The sequence below is a fragment of the Streptomyces sp. NPDC050548 genome (genome assembly GCF_044457385.1).
Lineage (GTDB): Bacteria > Actinomycetota > Actinomycetes > Streptomycetales > Streptomycetaceae > Streptomyces.
Map to the genome: position 1 here is coordinate 65436 of NZ_JBITGV010000030.1, position 16811 is coordinate 82246.

Here is a 16811-nt window from a genome sequence, read left to right on the forward strand (position 1 = left end):
CGCAAAGGTCGGCTCAGGAGGAGGACTTGGGCACGTCGATCCGGTCGATGTCCGGTGCGTAGCTCGAACCGCTGTCGAAGGTGATGGTGTTGGCGCCCGCCTTCAAGGTCACCGGCACGCTGACCGATCCGACGGTCCCCCAGTCGCCGGTGGACGGGAACTTGTGGCTGGTGGCGCCGTTGCCGTTCGCGGAGATGGCCACCGAGCGGGAGTCGCCGCTGACGTAGGCGATCTTCACCTGGTAGGTGCCGGCCTTGGCGGCGACGACGTTGTTGATGGTGAGCTTGCCGCCGAGGTAGAGGTTGCCGACCTTGTGGGCGCCCGAACAGGCCGAGCAGTCCGCGATGTTGGCGTTGCCGCTGAGCGTGTTGGTGGTGGCCTCGGCCTCGTAGGCGGTCGAGGTGACGGCGCTGCCGTGCGGGGTGACGGTGAAGAGGCGGGAGCCGTGGGCGGGCAGGGCCTGGGTCACCTTGTTGGTGTAGGAGCCGAGGTCCTCGTGGTTCCAGAGGTCACGGACGTCGGCCTTGCCGGTGAAGCCGAGGGTCGTCCAGTTGGCGGAGACGGCGGCCGGGGCACTGGCGAGGTTGAACAGGGCGACGGTGTAAGTGCCGTTGGGGTTCTTGGCGGCCCACACCTGCTGGGCGTCGGACGGGGTGACGGGGCGGGCGGGCGGCGCGTCGCTCTGGTCGACGGCGATGACCTCACGGTTGGTGAGGAGGGAGAGGCCGTAGTCGTCGAGCCGGGTGAGGTCGTCGCCGGTGAACAGCGGGGACTTGGCGACGGCCCAGAGGGTGGCGTAGCTCTGGCGTTCCGCCTTGGTCAGGCCGTCCATCGCGCCGTTGCCGACGTCGAGGGAGTCGAGGTCGTTCCAGCCGCCGGGGCCCGCCTTGTCGGTCCAGGCCGGGGCGTCGTCCCAGCGGTCGTCGACCGAGTTCTCCCAGCTGACAAGGGTGTTGCAGTAGCACTCGACGTCGGTGTCGATGCGCCAGCCGTTGGAGTACTTCTTCCAGTCGGCGGCGTGCCCGTAGTCGAGGGACCAGGAGAGTTCCAGGTGGATCGGGCGTCCGGTGGCGGTGATGGCCTTGTTCCAGGCGGCCACGTCGGCAACGTTGTCGTATTGATCACCGCTCTTGCCCGAACCGGGGCCGACACCGTCCAGCTTGAGGAAGTCGTAGCCCCATCCGGCGATCAACTGGGCCTGGGAGTCGATGTACTTCTGGGCGCAGGGCCGCGAGAAGTCGATCTTGTACGCGCTGTCCCAGCCGTTGGTGGTGCGCAGGTCGCTGTAGACGATGTCGGCGGTGGTGCAGCCGTCGGCGTTCCAGATGGGCGTCTTCCCGTCGCCGTAGGCCCCCTTCTCCAGGCCCGCGGGCAGGTAGATGCCGGCCTTGAGGCCCTTGGAGTGGATGCGGTCGGCGACGGCCTTCATGCCGCTGGGGAAGCGGACCGGGTCGGCCTTCTGGCGGCCGTACTCGTCGAATCCGGACTTCCAGGTCTTGTCCATCCACCAGCCGGCGTCGATGTTGACGTGGTCGTAGCCGTACTTCTTCAGCTTGTCGGCGAGCGCGTCGGTCTGCTTGTCGACGTTTGCCTCGGTGAGGTAGCTGTAGTCGCCGTCCGGGTTGAGACCGGGGTACTTGGACGACTGCATGCTCCAACTCGACCAGCCCATATAGGGCTTGGCCGCGACGGCCGGCGCGGTGTCCGCGTGTGCGGTGGGGAGGTGGGTGGCGAAGCCGGCGGTGAGGGCCAGGACCACCATGGCTCTCAGGGCGCGAACGGGCGTGAGGGAGTACATCGTTGGGCTCCTCGTGCGGGTCGGAGGGTGAACGTGCGGACTAGTCGGCGGCTCGGATGAAGGACTGGATCGCGGTGGCGGCGGCCCCGCGCGCCCACTCGTCGAAGGGCAGCGGGCGGGTGCGGACGTCGCAGCGGGCGGCGGAGCCGAATGCGGCCTCGGCGAAGGAGTCGCGGATCTGCTCGGCGAACAGGTCGTAGGCGGCGAGGCCTTCGCCGGAGATGATCACGCGTTCGGGGCCGAGCAGGTTGGCCACGGTCGCGATGCCCCGGCCGATCGCCTCCCCGGCCCGCGCGTAGACCTCGCGCGCTCCGGCGTCGCCCCGGTGGGCGAGGGCAACGGCCTCTAAAGTGTCGGCGACCTGAACCCCCGTCACCTCGCGGACGCGGGCGACGATCGCCGCGTCCCCGGCGATCGCCTCGACGCAGCCGCGGTTGCCGCAGTGGCAGCGGGGCCCGGCGGGATCGACGACGACATGGCCGATCTCGCCCGCGACGCCGTGGGCGCCGGCGACGACCCGGCCGTGCACGACCAGTCCGCAGCCGATGCCCGCGCCGACGGTCACCACGGCGAAGTCCGTGAGTCCGGCGCCGGCGCCGAACCACTGCTCGGCGACGGTCAGCGCGCGCACGTCGTTGTCGACCGTGACGGGCAATCCCGTTGTCATGGCGGCCAGTTCGGCGAGCGGTACGTCACGCCACTCCAGGAACGGCGAGTAGCGGACGACCCCTTCACCGCGGTCCACGTCGCCGGAGACCGCGAGGCCGAGGCCGACCACCTGGATGCCCAACTCGTCGGCCTCGGTGCGGAGTTCCTGGGTTAGGTCCGCGATCGAGGCCAGCACCTCCCGGGGGTCGCGGTCGGTCAGCGGCACATGGCGGGCGACCCGGATGCGGCAGCACAGGTCGGTGAGGACGCCGATGATCTCGTCGCCGGTCACCTTGACCCCGATGAACAGTGCGCGCCCGCCGTCGACCCGGACGAGGTTCGCGGGCCGCCCCAGTGCCGGGGGCGCGTCCTCGTCGGCGCCCTCCGTCAGATACCCCGCCCCGATCAGCGGCCGGACCGCCTTGGTCACGGCCGCCGCCGACAGTCCCGCCCGGCGGGCCACCTCAAGTCGGGTGAGGGGGCCGTGGGACAGCACGGTCGTGAACACCTGTGAGGCGGCCGGCGTATGGGCCGGGAACGACTCGGTGTGGGGGATCGAGCGCATGGCCGGAACCTAGATGCCTTCTTTTCCGTCGTCAATGAAAGAAGCAGGATTCGTCCGGTCCAAGTTGACGGCAGGTCTAACGGAGCCGCCCGCGGCCGGAGTCGCGTTGTCAGTGCCGGGCGGCACAATCGCCGTATGACGACGATCGATTGGTCCGCGTTGACCCACGCCCACGGCAGCGCGGAGGACATCCCCGGCCTGTTCGCGCGCCTCGGCGGCTCCGAGGACGAGGCCGTGTGGGAGGAGTTGTGGGATTCGCTGTGCCACCAGGGGTCGGTGTACGAGGCGAGCTGGGCGGCGATGCCCGTACTCACCGACATCGCGCTGGAGCGGGCACCGGGCGGTCCGATACAGGCGGTCACCATGGCCGGACTGATCGCCACGGACCCGGACGAGGACTGCCACAAGCGCTATGCGCGCGAGATGGGCCAACTGCTCGATGTGGCACGCCGGTTGCGCGCCGACCCGACGCAGGACGCGCACACCTTCGTCTATCTGCAGATGGCCGTGCTCGCCTTCGAGGGCGGCGGGGTGTGGGCCGAGGCTTTGGAGGGTGTCAACAGCGAGGAGTACGACCTCGAATGCCCCGAGTGCGAGGAGGGCCTGTACGTCGCGTTCGGCTCGTACGGCATCTTCACCTCGGCCGGCGACTACGTGTTCGCCACGGGGAAGGAGGAGAAGACCGAGGGGCGGACGGAGTTGATACCGGCCGCGCCCGACGCACTCGACGGCGTCGGTGCGCGACTGCACGGCGAGGCGGTCGAGTCCGGGCAGACGGAGGTCGCGACCGCGTTGACGTATGTGTTCGGGAAGGCGAGCTGCCCTTCCTGCGAGGCCGGGTTCACGGTGTCCGAGGAGATCGAGAAGCAGTGGATCTGAGGCGGCCGGACCTCCGGGTGTCCCGCTCGTGGCGGGACACCCGGACGGTCATCAGCGCCTGGCCGCAGGGGTGTTGGCGACCGTGACGTTCACGGCGGCCCAGGCCTTGTCGACGGTCTGGTACGCCGTGCTGTTCGCGCCGTAGAGGTCCGCCGCCGCCTTCAGCGTGGCGAGGCGCGCGTCGTGGAAGTCGGTGGTGGACACCATGTAGCGGGTGAGCGCGCGGTAGAAGATCGCGGTGGCCTTGGCGCGTCCGATGCCGGTGACCGTGGACCCGTCGTAGGTCGGCGAGTCGTAGGCGAAGCCGCCGATCGTCTTGCGTCCGCTGCCCTCGGCGAGCAGGTAGTAGGCGTGCGAGGAGACTCCGGAACCGGCGTGCACCTCGGCGTCGTAGGTCTGGGGCGACCAGTAGTCGATGGTGCCTTCGAGCCTGTCGAGGGAGGGGTGGTCGAGGCGGCGCAGGAACTTCTGGGCGAGGCCGAGTTTCTCGCCGATGAGGTAGTTCGGCGGGTTCTTCGCGTTGTTGGCGCTGAACTCGACGTTGGAGCCGAAGATGTCCGCGAGGGACTCGTTCAGGGAGCCCGCCTCGCCGTACTGGTTGCCGTCCGCGTCGACGCGGGTCGGCTCCAGCTCGGCGGTGGCGTCCACGACTCCGTGGGTCAGCTCGTGTCCCGTGACGTCGAGGACGACGAGCGGCTTCTTGAACATGTCGCCGTCACCGTCGCCGTAGAGCATGCAGTCGCAGGTCGAGTCCCAGAAGGCGTTGGCCACCTTGTTGCCGAAGTGGACCATGCCGCGGGCGGCCTTGCCGTCGTTGGCTATGCCCTTGCGGCCGAAGGTCTTCTTGTAGAAGTCGAGGGTCTTGGTGATGCCGTACTGGGCGTCGACGGCGGCGCTGTCGCGGCGCGAGACGGTGCCGTTGCCCCACTTGTCGGTGGTGCTGGTGAACGCCTTGCCGCGGGCGAAGCTCTCCAGTTCCTGCCCCTTGGCGTCGCGCGTCTCGGTGCCCCAGTGCGTCGGGTCCTTGAGGAGGTAACTGGTGCGTGCCGTCCGGGTGGTGGTCAGCGGCACCTTGCCGACGAAGAGGGAGGTGCCGGTGCCCGTGGCGGTGACGGGGTAGTGGACCGCGCGCACCGCGGTGGCCGCGGTGAGCGCGGTCGGCTGTGCGGCGGTGCCGGTGGCGGGGTTCAGGGTCTCGCCGCGCTCGCGCAGGGTGTCGAGCAGTTCGGGTGAGAGGAACTCGTCACTGTCGGGGGTGTTGCTGCGGACCTTGCCGGTGACGGCGTCGATGACGACGGTGCGGGTGCCGGTGGCCTCTGCGGTGTCGCTGTCGCTGACGGGGACCTGATAGGCGAGGGCGGCCCGGCCGTCACGCGCGTCGAGCACGAGGCGGGCGGTACCCGCGTCGCCCTTCGCGACGGCGGCGGCCTTCGTCTCGGCCTCCGCCGCCGTCAACTCAGGCTGCGTGGTGGCGGGTTCGACGCTGTGGTCGGCCGCCCTGGTGACCCCGGTGTAGGCCAGTCGGCGGGACAGGTGGACGACGAGGTCGCCGCCGAGGACCGGCATGCCCTGGTGCGTACGGATGAACCGGACATGGCGTGCGCCCTCGGGGTCGATCATCACGTCCTTGGCCCGGAGTCCGTCGCCCTGTACGACGCCGGTCGCCGCCGCGTGCGCGAAGGCGGCGGCTCGCGCGGCCGTGACGACGGACGCGGCGGTGGTGCCGGCGGCCGCCACCGCGTGGTCCGTCCCCGTGGCCGGCCCCGCGAAGGCCGTCCCGGCCAGTCCCGTGGCGGCCGTCGTCACGGCGACGGCGACCGCCAGGCCGCGTATGTGGGATCCACGCATGGGTGAGGGCTCCTCGCTTCGAGACGGCCGGGATCACCGACCGCCTTGAGACCGGGCGCGGTTGACGGCGCCCAGGGGGCTGGTCGGGCCCCGAGGCGAAACCCTTGCGGATCAGTCATGTCCATGTAAAGCCGAAATCAATGGTATTCGTGGCTTTCATGGCAATACTTTGCAAATCTGCGTCGCCCAGTGATCAGCGAGTGACCAACTGTGCGCCAGCTGTGGAGATGTGACGGGCCGCGAGAAGGTTGCCTCGCGCGACTGTGACCGATCTCGCACACAAGAAGAAAAGGGGAGAGAACCGGATGGTCTCAAGAACGGTGCGCAGGGCCACGGCGTCGGCGGCGGCACTGCTGACGCTCACAGCGGTACCGGCACACGCCGCGACCCACGGGTCGGGCACCACGAGAAGCAGCAGCACGGCCGTACTTCCGGCCCCCGACATGGCGGGCCTGCGTACCGTCCTGCGCACCCTGACGACACAGGGCGCGCCCGGGGCGATCGCTCGCATCGACGACCGCGGAACCGTCCGCACGGCCGCGGCGGGCATCGGCGACCGCACGACACGCCGGGCCATCGACAACGCGGACCGTTTCCGCATCGGCAGCGTCACCAAGTCGTTCTCCGCCGTCGTCCTGCTCCAACTCGTCGACGCGCACAAGCTCGACCTGGACGCCTCGGTCGACCGCTATCTGCCCGGCCTGCTCCCCGACAGGCGGATCACCGTGCGGCACCTGCTGAGCCACCGCAGCGGCCTGTACGACTACACGAACGCGATGTTCGCGAACTCGGTCTCCGGTTTCGAGGCCGTACGCGACAAGGTCTTCACCTACCGGCAGCTGGTACGGCTGTCCCTGCAGCACCCGCGCACCAACGCGCCGGGCGCCGCCTACTCGTACTCGAACACCAACTTCGTGGTCGCCGGGATGCTCATCGAGAAGCTGACCGGCCACTCCGTGGGAACCGAGTATCGCGACCGCATCATCAAGCCGCTCAAGCTCCGCGACACCTTCTACGTCCACCCCGGCACGAAGATCCCGGGCCGCCACGCCCGCGGCTACCTCACCCAGGACCGCGCGGGCGCGCAACCGGTCGACGCGACCGACCAGACGGTGTCCTGGGCCCAGAGCGCGGGCGCACTCATCTCCACGACGCACGACCTGAACACCTTCTTCTCCGCCCTGCTCTCCGGCAGGCTCACCTCCACCGCCGCGCTCGCACAGATGGAGCGGTGGACTCCGGTCAACAGCACGACGCGCTACGGCCTCGGGCTGCGCCGGCGCGATCTGTCCTGCGGTGTCTCCGTGTACGGCCACACGGGTGCCGTCCAGGGTTTCTACACCTACTCCTTCACCTCGAAGGACGGCCGCCGCAGTCTCACCGCGCTGGCCAACACCTCCAACAACGGCACGGTGCTGAACACGATGGCGGGCACCCTGGAGTCGGCGTTCTGCGGCAAGCGCACGAGGGTGGTCCAGGGTTCGCCGCTCACCGGCCGGGGCTCCTACGTCACCGAACGGCGCACGGCCTACGAGGACATCGCGCCGGAGATCGCCCGGGACTGAGCGTGCTTCACGGTGGGTGCCGGGCTGCCTCGCGCAACGGCACCCACCACGCCCCGCGGGAACCCTCCTGCCGTGACGGGACGTTGAGTGGAGGACGAACTCCCCCACCGGGCACTCCCCCGGACACGGACAGCGAGGGCGGTGCCATGAACGAGCTGGTGCCGGGCGGCAATCTGCCCCTCCCGGGCGGTGCCATGACCCTGCGGGTGCCCGGCCCGTTCGACGTGTCGGCGTTGATCACGGACGAGAGCGGCAAGGTCGGCGGTGACGCGGACTTCGTGTTCTACAACCAGCCGGCCGTGACCGGAGCCCGCCTCCAGGGCGACACCCTGACCGTCGACCCGGCCCGCCTCCGCGCCGGTGCCGCCCGGGTCACCGTCGTCATCAGCCCCGCCGACCCCGGCACACCGCTGGGCCGGCTCCCCGCACCCACCTTGCATGTCGCGGACGCGGGCCGCCGTCCCCTCGCCCGTTTCACCCCGGCCCGCCCCCAGCGGGAGACCGTCCTGCTCCTCGCCGAGCTCTACCGCCGCGGCACGGGCTGGAAGCTGCGCGCACTGGGGCAGGGGTACGCCGACGGACTCGCGGGCATCGCGCGGGACTTCGGCGTGGACATCGTCGAGGACACGGCTCCCGGTCCCACCCCTGTCGGCGCCGCACGAGGTGGGGACTCCCCCAACTCCCCGGCGCCCGACCCGACCGGCTTCCTCGACCTGGTCAACTCGGCCCGTGCCAAGGCCGGTTCACCACCCGTCGTGCTCGATTCCCGTCTCGCGTCGGCCGCGCAGGCCCATGTCTCCGGCATGGCCTCCGCAGGGCACCTCAGCACCGAGGGCCGTGACGGCACCTCGGTGTACCAGCGCGTGACCCACGCCGGATACGCCTATCTCACCGTTGGCGAACACCTGGTCTCCGGTCCGCGCACCCCCGCGGAGTTCGTCGACTACTGTCTCCGCACCGAACAGGCCCGACACACGCTGCTGGAGCAGGCCTTCACCCATGTGGGACTCGCCCAAGCCGTCGATCCCCGCTCCGGTGACGTCTTCTGGACGGCGTTGTGGGCGACACCGATCGCCATGGGCAACCTGGCCCAAACAGCGGTGAAAGTAGTCGAGTTGACGAACAGGGAGCGGACGAGGGCCGGGCTGTCTCCACTCGCCGTGGACCCGCTGCTCACCGCCGCCGCGCAGGCGCACAGCACGGACATGGTGGCCCGGGCCTTCTACTCGCACACCTCCCCCGACGGCTCCCAGCCCTGGGACCGGGCCGCCGCCGCGGGCTCACGCAGGCGCACCATCGGCGAGAACATCGCCTGCGGTCAGCGCTCCCCCGCCGAGGTCGTGGAGGGCTGGATGAACAGCCCCGGCCACCGCGCCAACATCCTCAAGCCGGACTTCACCCACATAGGCATCGGCTTCGCGGGCGGCGGACAGATGGGGACGTACTGGACGCAACTCTTCGGCGCCTGACCGTCCGGCGAGGTCGAGCCTTCCACGATCTTGGCGGAATGAGATCTTCCGGGTCAGGATGCCCGTATGAAGGGTGATCTGTTTTCCAGTGAGCACATGGTGCAGCCGGCCACCGCACCGGGCATGACCGTAGAGAACGCCAAGTGCATCAAGTACGCGGTCAACGGCGAGATGCTCGCCCGCCAGGGGGCGATGATCGCCTACCGCGGCAACCTCCAGTTCGAGCGCAAGGGCCAGGGCGTGGGCGGCATGCTCAAGCGCGCGGTCACCGGTGAGGGCCTGCCGCTGATGGCGGTGCGCGGCCAGGGCGAGGCCTGGTTCGCGCACGAGGCGCAGAACTGTTTCGTGGTCGAGATCGACCCCGGCGACGAGTTCACCGTCAACGGCCGCAACGTCCTGTGTTTCGACGCCTCGTTGTCGTACGCGATCAAGACGGTGAAGGGGTCCGGCATCGCGGGTGGCGGCCTGTTCAACAGCGTCTTCACCGGGCAGGGCAAGCTGGGTCTGGTCTGCGAGGGCAACCCGCTGGTCATACCCGTCTCGCCGCAGTACCCGGTGTTCGTCGACACGGACGCGGTGGTCGGCTGGTCGGCCAACCTCCAGACGTCACTGCACCGTTCGCAGTCCATCGGGTCGATGCTGCGGGGCGGTTCCGGCGAGGCCGTCCAACTCATGCTCCAGGGACAGGGGTTCGTCGTCGTACGGCCCAGCGAGGTGACTCCGCAGAAGGCGCAGCAGCACTGACGTCCGGCGAGTGATCTGCGTCGCACAGGCAACCTCGCCGTCCGCATCGACGTCTTGATCCGCAACAGCAGATGACGCCCTGGCCCCCACGGCCAGGGCTGATTTTCGACGCTCTATACACACCATGTATACACACAGTGTCTACATGCGGTGTATACAGACCGAAAGGCATCGATGTACGGCAAGGCATTCGCTCCGGAGTACCAGGGCGCCCTCACCGCCCTGTCCGTGAACTCCTCACTGGTCGACGTACTGGCCGCCGGCACCGAGCAGTTGGCGGCGGCCGAGCGGTCGGGGCAGCGCGGCGAGGCGGCCCGCTCGGGGCTCGCGGTCGCCGAGGCGCACCGGCGGCTCGGGCAGGTGCGGGAGGCGGACCGGGCGTGGAAGGCGAGTTACCGCGCGGCCCGCGCGGCCGGGGACACGGCCGCGATGGCCTGGGCCCTGTGGAGCGGTGGCACCCTGGCCCGGCAGCGCGGCGCCTTCCCGCTGGCCCGGCGGCTGCTCGGGCTCGCGGCCGAACTCGGCGAGCGCGGCGGCGACATCGTCGTACGGGGATACTCACTGGCGGGCCTCGCCGAGACCGGCCGCATCCAGGGCGACTACGAGGCCGTGGCGCGGCTGCACGAACAGCTGCTGGCCGAGGCCCGCAGGCGCGGCGAGGCCCGGCACACGGTATGGGCGCTGGAGGGCATCGCGCAGATCCATCGCAACAGGGGTTCCTACGACACGGCGTACGCGATGTTCGAGGAGGCGGCCGAGATCGCGGCGGGCGCCGACGACCGGCGCGGGCACGCCTGGGCGCTGCGCGGACTCGCCGACATCGTCTCGGTGCGTGACCAGGACCCCGAGCGGGCACTCGGTCTGCTGTCCGAGGCCGAGAAGAGCTGTCGCGCCATGAATCTGTCCAGCGCGCTCGCGTACAACCACAAGATGCGCGGCAACGTCCTGTACCGCGCCGGGCGTTACGCCGAGGCACGGGACCTCTACGAGCAGGCGCTCGCCGAGTTCCGCGCGATGAGCGAGCCGCGCGGCGAGGCACTCTCACGGCTCGGCCTGGCCAAGTCGCTGGCCCGCCTGGGCCGCGACCGCGCCGAGACAGCGGCCGAACTTGCCGATCTGGCCCGGGTGTTGGAACACATAGGGCTGCGACACGCGCGCGAGATGGTGGCCCGGGCGCAGGACGAGCTGGGCATCACGGTGGAGGTCGCACGGTGACGGCGCTCCCCTCGGTCGTAGCGGCACCGACCGCACCCCAAGTCCTCGACCGCTGCCGCGAGTTGGTGCACCCCGCGCTGAAGGAGGCGGTCGGGCGGCTGCATCCGTGGCTGGGCGAGATGGCGGCCTACTCGTTCGGCTGGTGCGAGGTGGGCGGTAGGCCCGTCGTCGCGCCGGGCGGCAAGGGCGTACGGCAGGCCCTCGCCGTACTCGGCGCGGAAGCCGCCGGTGCGCCGGCGCGGGCCGGGATCGCCGCCGCCGTGGCGGTGGAGCTGGTGCACACCTTCTCGCTGCTGCACGACGACATCATGGATGGCGACGAGACCAGGCGCCGCCGCCGTACGGTGTGGAAGGCCTACGGCACGGGACCGGCCGTTCTCGCGGGCGACGCCCTGTTCGCGCTGGCCGTGGAGACGCTCGCCACGGCGTCCGGCGGCGCGGGCGGGTTGCGCCTGCTGTCCACGGCGCTCGGCGACCTGGTGCACGGACAGGCGGACGACCTGCTGTTCGCGGCACGTCCCTGGACGGGTCCGGAGCGGGTGCGTCCCGACGAGTACCGGGCGATGGCCGAGGGCAAGACCGGTGCGCTGCTGGGTTGTTCGGCCGCGCTCGGTGCCGTGCTCGGCGGGGCGCCCCCGGCGACCGTCGCCGCGCTGGACCGGGCGGGACGGCATCTGGGCATCGCCTTCCAGCTGGTCGACGACGTCCTGGGGATCTGGGGCGACCCGGCGGTGACCGGCAAGCCCGTGCACGGTGATCTCCGGGAGCGCAAGAAGACCTTCCCGGTGCTGACCGCGCTCTCCGCCCCCGGCGCCCGGCACCTCGCCGCACTGCTGGAATCGGGTGCCGACCCCGCCGTGACCGCCGCGCTGATCGAGGAGGCAGGTGGCCGCGCGGCGACGCTGGCGGAGGCCCGTCGGCACATCGCCGCCGCGGAGACGGCTCTCGCCGGTGTTCCCCTGGCGGCCGGGCCTGCGGACGAGCTGCGGTCCCTGCTGGAGTTCCTGGTGCGCCGCGATCTCTGAAACGTGTTGACCTGCACGTCCTTTCCGGGTCAGGGTCGAGGCGGCACGGACCACCTTGCCCCGTGCCGGGAGGATGACTGCCTTGATCGGCATCTCGGACATCGAAGCCGCCGCCGAGCGGATCGCCGGCCACGTCGTACACACCCCGACCGTGGAGAGCCCCGGCCTCTCGGAACTGCTCGGCGTCCCGGTCACGACGAAGCTGGAACTGTTGCAGCGCACGGGTTCCTTCAAGGCCCGCGGTGCCACGGCGAAGCTGCTGTCGCTCGGGGAGGCCGAGTTGGCGGCCGGGGTGGTGGCGGTCAGCGGCGGCAATCACGGGATCGCGCTCGCCGTCATGGCGGCGGCGCTGGACGTGAAGGCCACGGTGGTGATGCCGCGTTCGGCGCCGGCTCGGTCCGTCGCGCTGGTGGAGGCGGCGGGCGCGTCGCTACGGCTGACCGACGACATGCCGAGTGCGTTCGCGCTGGTGAACAGGTTGCGGGACGAGGGGCTGACCCTGGTCCACCCGTTCGACGACCCGGTGGTGATCGCCGGACAGGGCACCGTGGGGCTGGAGTTCGCGGACGACGCCGGTGAACTCACCGACGTGCTGGTCAGCATCGGCGGCGGTGGGCTGATCGCCGGGGTCGCCGCCGCGCTGCACGCCCGGCGGCCCGGGATCCGGGTCTGGGGTGTGGAGACCGAGGGTGCCGAGGCGATGTCCGCGGCGCTCGCGGCCGGTGGCCCGGTGTCGGTCACCCCGTCCTCGATCGTGACCACGCTCAGCGCGCCGGCCGTGTCGCAGTTGACGTACGACCATGTGTCGGCCCTGGTCACCGAGGTGTTGACCGTCTCCGACCGGGACGCGGTGCGGGGCTGCCTCGACCTGGCCGAGCACGGCAAGGTGTGGACCGAGCCCGCCGCGGGCTGTCTGCTGCCCGTCGCCCGGCAGGTCCTTGAGCGGGTCGGCGACGGCGCGCGGCTGGGCCTTGTGGTGTGCGGGGGCAACGCGACGGCCGGGGAGATCGCGGACTGGTCGGAGCGCTTCGGGCTGCGCTGACCTGCCGTTGCCGGCATGTGCGACAAGCCTTCCCGCATGAAGGGTCCCGTTCGCGACCCCGTGCGCGAAGGCTTGTCGCACATCTAGTCATACCGACTAGTCGGTACTACGCTCCGCCGAACGGAAGGACCCCCACCCTCCCGCCGCTCACCCTGTCCCCGGCAGCTTCAAAGGGAGTCGTATGTCTTCCGCTTCCGCACCTCTTGACACGAGTAACCCAGGTACCGACACGTCCGGCGCCGACTCTCGCGGCTCGCTCACCGGGCTGTACCGCCGCGACCTGGCGGCGTATCCGGCCACCGGGCGACGCATGTCGTATCTGGCGATCGTGGTGGTCACGACCGTCGTGCTCTACTACATGCTCTACATCCAGTACGCGGTGGCGACGTCGATCATCACGCACTTCGACATGACCTACCGCTACTTCGTGTGGGTCTCGGTCATAGGCAACGCGTTCGGGGCCTTCGCCTCCCTCGTGGCCGGTCTCGCGGACCGCTGGGGACGGGCGAACCTCGTGGTCTACGGACTGCTGATCGCCGCGCTCCTGGTCTTCTTCGGACTCCCCGACGCGGGCGACAAGACGACGTACTTGGTGCTGTTCGCCGTCGTGAGCGTCATCGAGGGCATCGTGCTGGTCGCGACTCCGGCGCTGATACGGGACTTCTCACCGCAGCTCGGCCGCGCCACCGCGATGGGCTACTGGACGATGGGCCCGGTCATCGGCAGCCTGGTCGTCACCTCGGTGACCAGCAGCACCCTCGACTCCGCCTCCTGGCAGGACGAGGTGCGGTACTCCGGGGCGGCCGGGCTGATCGTGTTCGTCGTCGCCCTCTTCGCGCTGCGCGAGCTGTCGCCCGGGCTGCGCGACCAGATCATGGTGAGCCTGCGGGACCGGGCCCTGGTCGAAGCCCGCGCCAAGGGACTCGACACCGAGGCGGTACGGCGCGGCGAGTGGCGGCAGATGCTGCGCCTGGACATCCTCGGCTCCGCCTTCGCGATCGCGGTCTTCCTGCTCCTCTACTACGCCGCCGTCGGCAATTTCGTCGTCTACTTCTCGACCACCTTCGGCTACAGCGAGCAGCGCACCAACGGCCTGGCCAACTGGTACTGGGCCGCGAACGCCCTGGCGCTGATCGTGGCGGGCCTGCTCTCGGACCGGTTGCTGGTGCGCAAGCCCTTCATGATCGTCGGCGGGATCGGCGCCGTGGTGGCGACCGCGTTCTTCGCCTCCCTGGCCACCCACCCGACGACCGGCTACTACACCTTCGCCTGGCTGTTCGTCGCGATCGGCGTCTTCAGCGGAATCGCCTACGCCCCCTGGATGGCGAGCTTCACCGAGACCGTGGAGAAGCGCAATCCGGCCGCGACCGCCGCCGGCCTCGCGGTCTGGGGCTGGACGGTACGGATCGTGGTCGCCGTGTCGGCGGCGTTCATCCCGGTGCTCGTCACGTCGGTCACCCCGCTCGTCGAGCACGGCGCCGAGGTCGCGGCGGCACAGAAGCAGGCCGCCCCGGCGCTGGCCATCGTTGACGCGCACCCCCAACTCTTCGCCGAACTGGGCAAGTACACCCCGACCACCACACCCGCCGACCTCGCCGCCCGCGCGGTCAAGGAGGTCGGCCCCGCGGACCTGGCCGTCGTACAGAAGGCACAGCCGCAGCTCAAGGTGCTCAAGGAGTACGGCCCGGAGGTGCAGAAGGCCGCGAAGAACGGTCCCGGCGAATGGCGCACCTGGTGGTGGATCTGCGTCGGCGGCCAAGTCCTCTTCCTGCCCTTCGTGTTCGTGATGGCCGGCCGCTGGAGCCCGAAGAAGGCGCGCGAGGATGCGCAGGCCCACCAGGACGCCGTCGACCGCGAACTGGCGGCGCTCGTGGTGAGCGAGGCCTGACCGGATCGCGACCGCAGCACCGACCGTCGCTGCGGCGTGAGCGTGACAGCTCCGCCGCGGCGGATCGGTGACCGGTCAAGTCAGCCGTCGGCCTCCCGTGCCACGCGCTCCAGTCGGCTCCGGTAGTCCTCCCACCACGCCTGATCCTCCGGTGGCATGTTGTCCTTGCCCTGCAGATATCCCACGGATCCGTCGAGGAACTCCCGCAGGATGTCGGCGTGACCGGCATGCCGCTGAGTATCGGCGATCACGCGCACCACGATGTGGTGCAGCGTCGCCTCTCGGCGTTCCTCCGGCCACCACGGAACATGGCCGACCGCGTCGAGCGGCAGCGTCGCGATCGTGCTGTCGGAGTGCTCCCAGGCCTGGCGGTACAGACGGACGATGTGTTCCCGTGATTCGTCCGCGGTGGCCCACATGTCCGAGTTGGGCTCCGACTCCTCGGTGTACCACCAGGACGGCGGCCGCCCGTCGAAGAACGGTCGCCCGAACGTGTCGCCGAGGTAGCCCAGCTCGATGCTCGCGACGTGCTTGACCAGCCCCAACAGGTTGGTGCCCGTGGGCGTCAGCGGACGGCGGATGTCGTACTCCGAGAGGCCGTCGAGCTTCCACACCAGGGCGTCACGCGCTTCTTGCAGGTACCTGAGAAGGTCCGCTTTCGGGCTCGGTTCGATCATGCGGGGCAGTCTCCCACCCGGCACTGACATCACTTCGCGCCGTGCTCCGGCAAGGTGACCCCGACCGTCTTGAGCTGGGTGTACTCGTAGAGGGCCGCGATGCCCTTCTCCCGGCCGATACCGCTCGTCTTGTAGCCGCCGAACGGTGTCTCGACGCCCATCACCCCGCCGTTGACGGCGACTTGGCCGGCCTCGATGCGATGGGCGAGGGCCATTCCCCGGGCGGCGTCCCCGCTCCACACGGCGGCGGCCAGGCCGTACTCGGTGGCGTTGGCCAGGGTGACGGCCTCGTCCTCGGTGTCGAACGGCATGGCGACCAGCACCGGTCCGAAGACCTCCTCCCGGGCCACTTGCATGTCGGGCTTGACGTCGGTGAGGACGGTCGGCTGGACATGGAGCCCGCGCTCGGGCACCCCGTCCTCGTACGTGTGCCCGCCGACGGCGGCGTGGGCGCCCTCCTGCCGTGCGGTGGCCAGCATGCCGAGCACCTTGTCGAACTGGGGGGACGTGACGATCGGGCCGAAGTCCTCACCGGGCCGCTTGCCGTCCAGGATCGCGCCGATACGACCTACCAGCTCGTCCTGCACACCGCGCTCGACCAGCAGCCGGGTGGTCGCGGAGCAGACCTGCCCGGAGTTGATGAGGACGGCCATCGCCGCGGCCCTCGCGGCGGCGTCGAGGTCGGCGTCGGCGAAGACCAGGATCGGGCTCTTGCCGCCCAGTTCGAGGCCCACCGGAATGACGCGCTCGGCGGCGATCCGCCCGATCGCCCGGCCGGTGGCGACCGAACCGGTGAAGCCGATCCGGCGGACGAGGGGGTGCGAGACCAGCGGGACGCCGACGGTGGACCCGAGTCCGGTGACGATGTTGAGGACGCCGTCGGGCAGTCCGGCGTCCGCGGCGATCCGGCCCAGTTCCAGCGAAGTCGTCGAGGTGAATTCGCTCGGCTTGAGCACGACCGTGTTGCCGGCCGCCAGCGTGGGTGCGATGCCGCGGGAGCCCTGGTTGAGGGGCCGTTCCATGGAGTGATGACGGCGACGACGCCGTAGGGCTCGTGCCGGGTGTACGTCAGGTTCCGCGGGCCCTGGTCGATCGTGTCGCCGGCGAGGGTGCGCACGATGGAGCCGTAGTACTCGAAGTAGTCGGCGGCGATGAGCAGTTCCATGCGGGCGGGCACGGGCAGTTTGCCGCGCTCTCGTGGATGCCGGCCGCGATGGAGGTGAGGACCCGGGAGCGCTCCGTGGTGGTCGTACGCCCCCAGGCGGGCTGGGCCCGGTGGGCGGCGGTGACGGCCCGTTCGACGTCCTCGGCGGAGCCGTCGGCGATGCGGGACACGAGTTCGCCGTCGTGGGGGCTGGTGGAGTCGAGGTGGCGGCCCGAGGCGGGTGGCACCGGGTGGCCGTCGATCCAGTGCTCGAACTGCGGGACGGTGGTGCTCATGACGTTCT

Annotated in this window: 12 protein-coding genes and 1 pseudogene; 8 read left to right on the forward strand and 5 right to left on the reverse strand. The window is 70.3% G+C overall.

From position 1 onward, the window contains the following. Positions 1-13 precede the first annotated feature (13 nt). Together ACIBJH_RS46135 and ACIBJH_RS46140 are read right to left on the reverse strand one after the other, a co-directional pair. Positions 14-1798: an alpha-galactosidase D gene (locus ACIBJH_RS46135; RefSeq protein WP_399123021.1), complete on the reverse strand. Its 1785-nt coding sequence runs from the start codon at positions 1796-1798 to the stop codon at positions 14-16. A 40-nt stretch (positions 1799-1838) separates the two neighbouring features. Beyond that, on the reverse strand, positions 1839-3011 hold the full coding sequence (locus tag ACIBJH_RS46140) for an ROK family protein (protein ID WP_399123022.1): 1173 nt from the start codon (positions 3009-3011) through the stop codon (positions 1839-1841). Positions 3012-3146: 135 nt separating this feature from the next. Here ACIBJH_RS46140 and ACIBJH_RS46145 point away from each other — a divergent pair, with 135 nt between their 5' ends. Further along, a complete protein-coding gene (locus ACIBJH_RS46145) occupies positions 3147-3890 on the forward strand; it encodes a hypothetical protein (protein WP_399123023.1) in 744 nt (247 codons plus the stop codon). Between the two features lie 51 nt (positions 3891-3941). Here the strand turns inward: ACIBJH_RS46145 and ACIBJH_RS46150 are convergent, their stop codons facing one another. Further along, positions 3942-5738 (reverse strand): M4 family metallopeptidase, encoded by a 1797-nt coding sequence (locus ACIBJH_RS46150; protein ID WP_399123024.1) that lies wholly within the window; start codon positions 5736-5738, stop codon positions 3942-3944. Between the two features lie 305 nt (positions 5739-6043). On the opposite strand from ACIBJH_RS46150, the gene ACIBJH_RS46155 reads away from it, so the two are divergent. The 7 genes from ACIBJH_RS46155 (at position 6044) to ACIBJH_RS46185 (ending at position 14686) form a co-directional block, all read left to right on the forward strand. Then, positions 6044-7303: a serine hydrolase domain-containing protein gene (locus ACIBJH_RS46155; RefSeq protein ID WP_399123025.1), complete on the forward strand. Its 1260-nt coding sequence runs from the start codon at positions 6044-6046 to the stop codon at positions 7301-7303. 146 nt (positions 7304-7449) lie between these two features. After that, positions 7450-8772, forward strand: coding sequence for a CAP domain-containing protein (locus ACIBJH_RS46160; RefSeq protein WP_399123026.1), 1323 nt, complete (start codon positions 7450-7452; stop codon positions 8770-8772). A 66-nt stretch (positions 8773-8838) separates the two neighbouring features. Further along, positions 8839-9516, forward strand: a complete 678-nt coding sequence (locus ACIBJH_RS46165; RefSeq protein WP_399123027.1) for an AIM24 family protein — start codon at positions 8839-8841, stop codon at positions 9514-9516. 174 nt (positions 9517-9690) lie between these two features. Continuing rightward, on the forward strand, positions 9691-10731 hold the full coding sequence (locus ACIBJH_RS46170; RefSeq protein ID WP_399123028.1) for a tetratricopeptide repeat protein: 1041 nt from the start codon (positions 9691-9693) through the stop codon (positions 10729-10731). After that, positions 10728-11756 (forward strand): polyprenyl synthetase family protein, encoded by a 1029-nt coding sequence (locus ACIBJH_RS46175; protein ID WP_399123029.1) that lies wholly within the window; start codon positions 10728-10730, stop codon positions 11754-11756. Before ACIBJH_RS46170 ends, ACIBJH_RS46175 begins: the two co-directional genes overlap by 4 nt. Positions 11757-11838: 82 nt before the next feature. Further along, positions 11839-12798, forward strand: coding sequence for a threonine/serine dehydratase (locus ACIBJH_RS46180; protein WP_399123030.1), 960 nt, complete (start codon positions 11839-11841; stop codon positions 12796-12798). A gap of 181 nt (positions 12799-12979) precedes the next feature. Next, positions 12980-14686: a nitrate/nitrite transporter gene (locus ACIBJH_RS46185; protein WP_399123031.1), complete on the forward strand. Its 1707-nt coding sequence runs from the start codon at positions 12980-12982 to the stop codon at positions 14684-14686. Between the two features lie 80 nt (positions 14687-14766). Here ACIBJH_RS46185 and ACIBJH_RS46190 read toward each other — a convergent pair whose 3' ends face one another. Further along, positions 14767-15363, reverse strand: coding sequence for a DinB family protein (locus ACIBJH_RS46190; protein ID WP_399123032.1), 597 nt, complete (start codon positions 15361-15363; stop codon positions 14767-14769). A gap of 29 nt (positions 15364-15392) precedes the next feature. Further along, positions 15393-16803 (reverse strand): annotated as a pseudogene (locus tag ACIBJH_RS46195) (aldehyde dehydrogenase family protein). Positions 16804-16811: the final 8 nt, after the last annotated feature.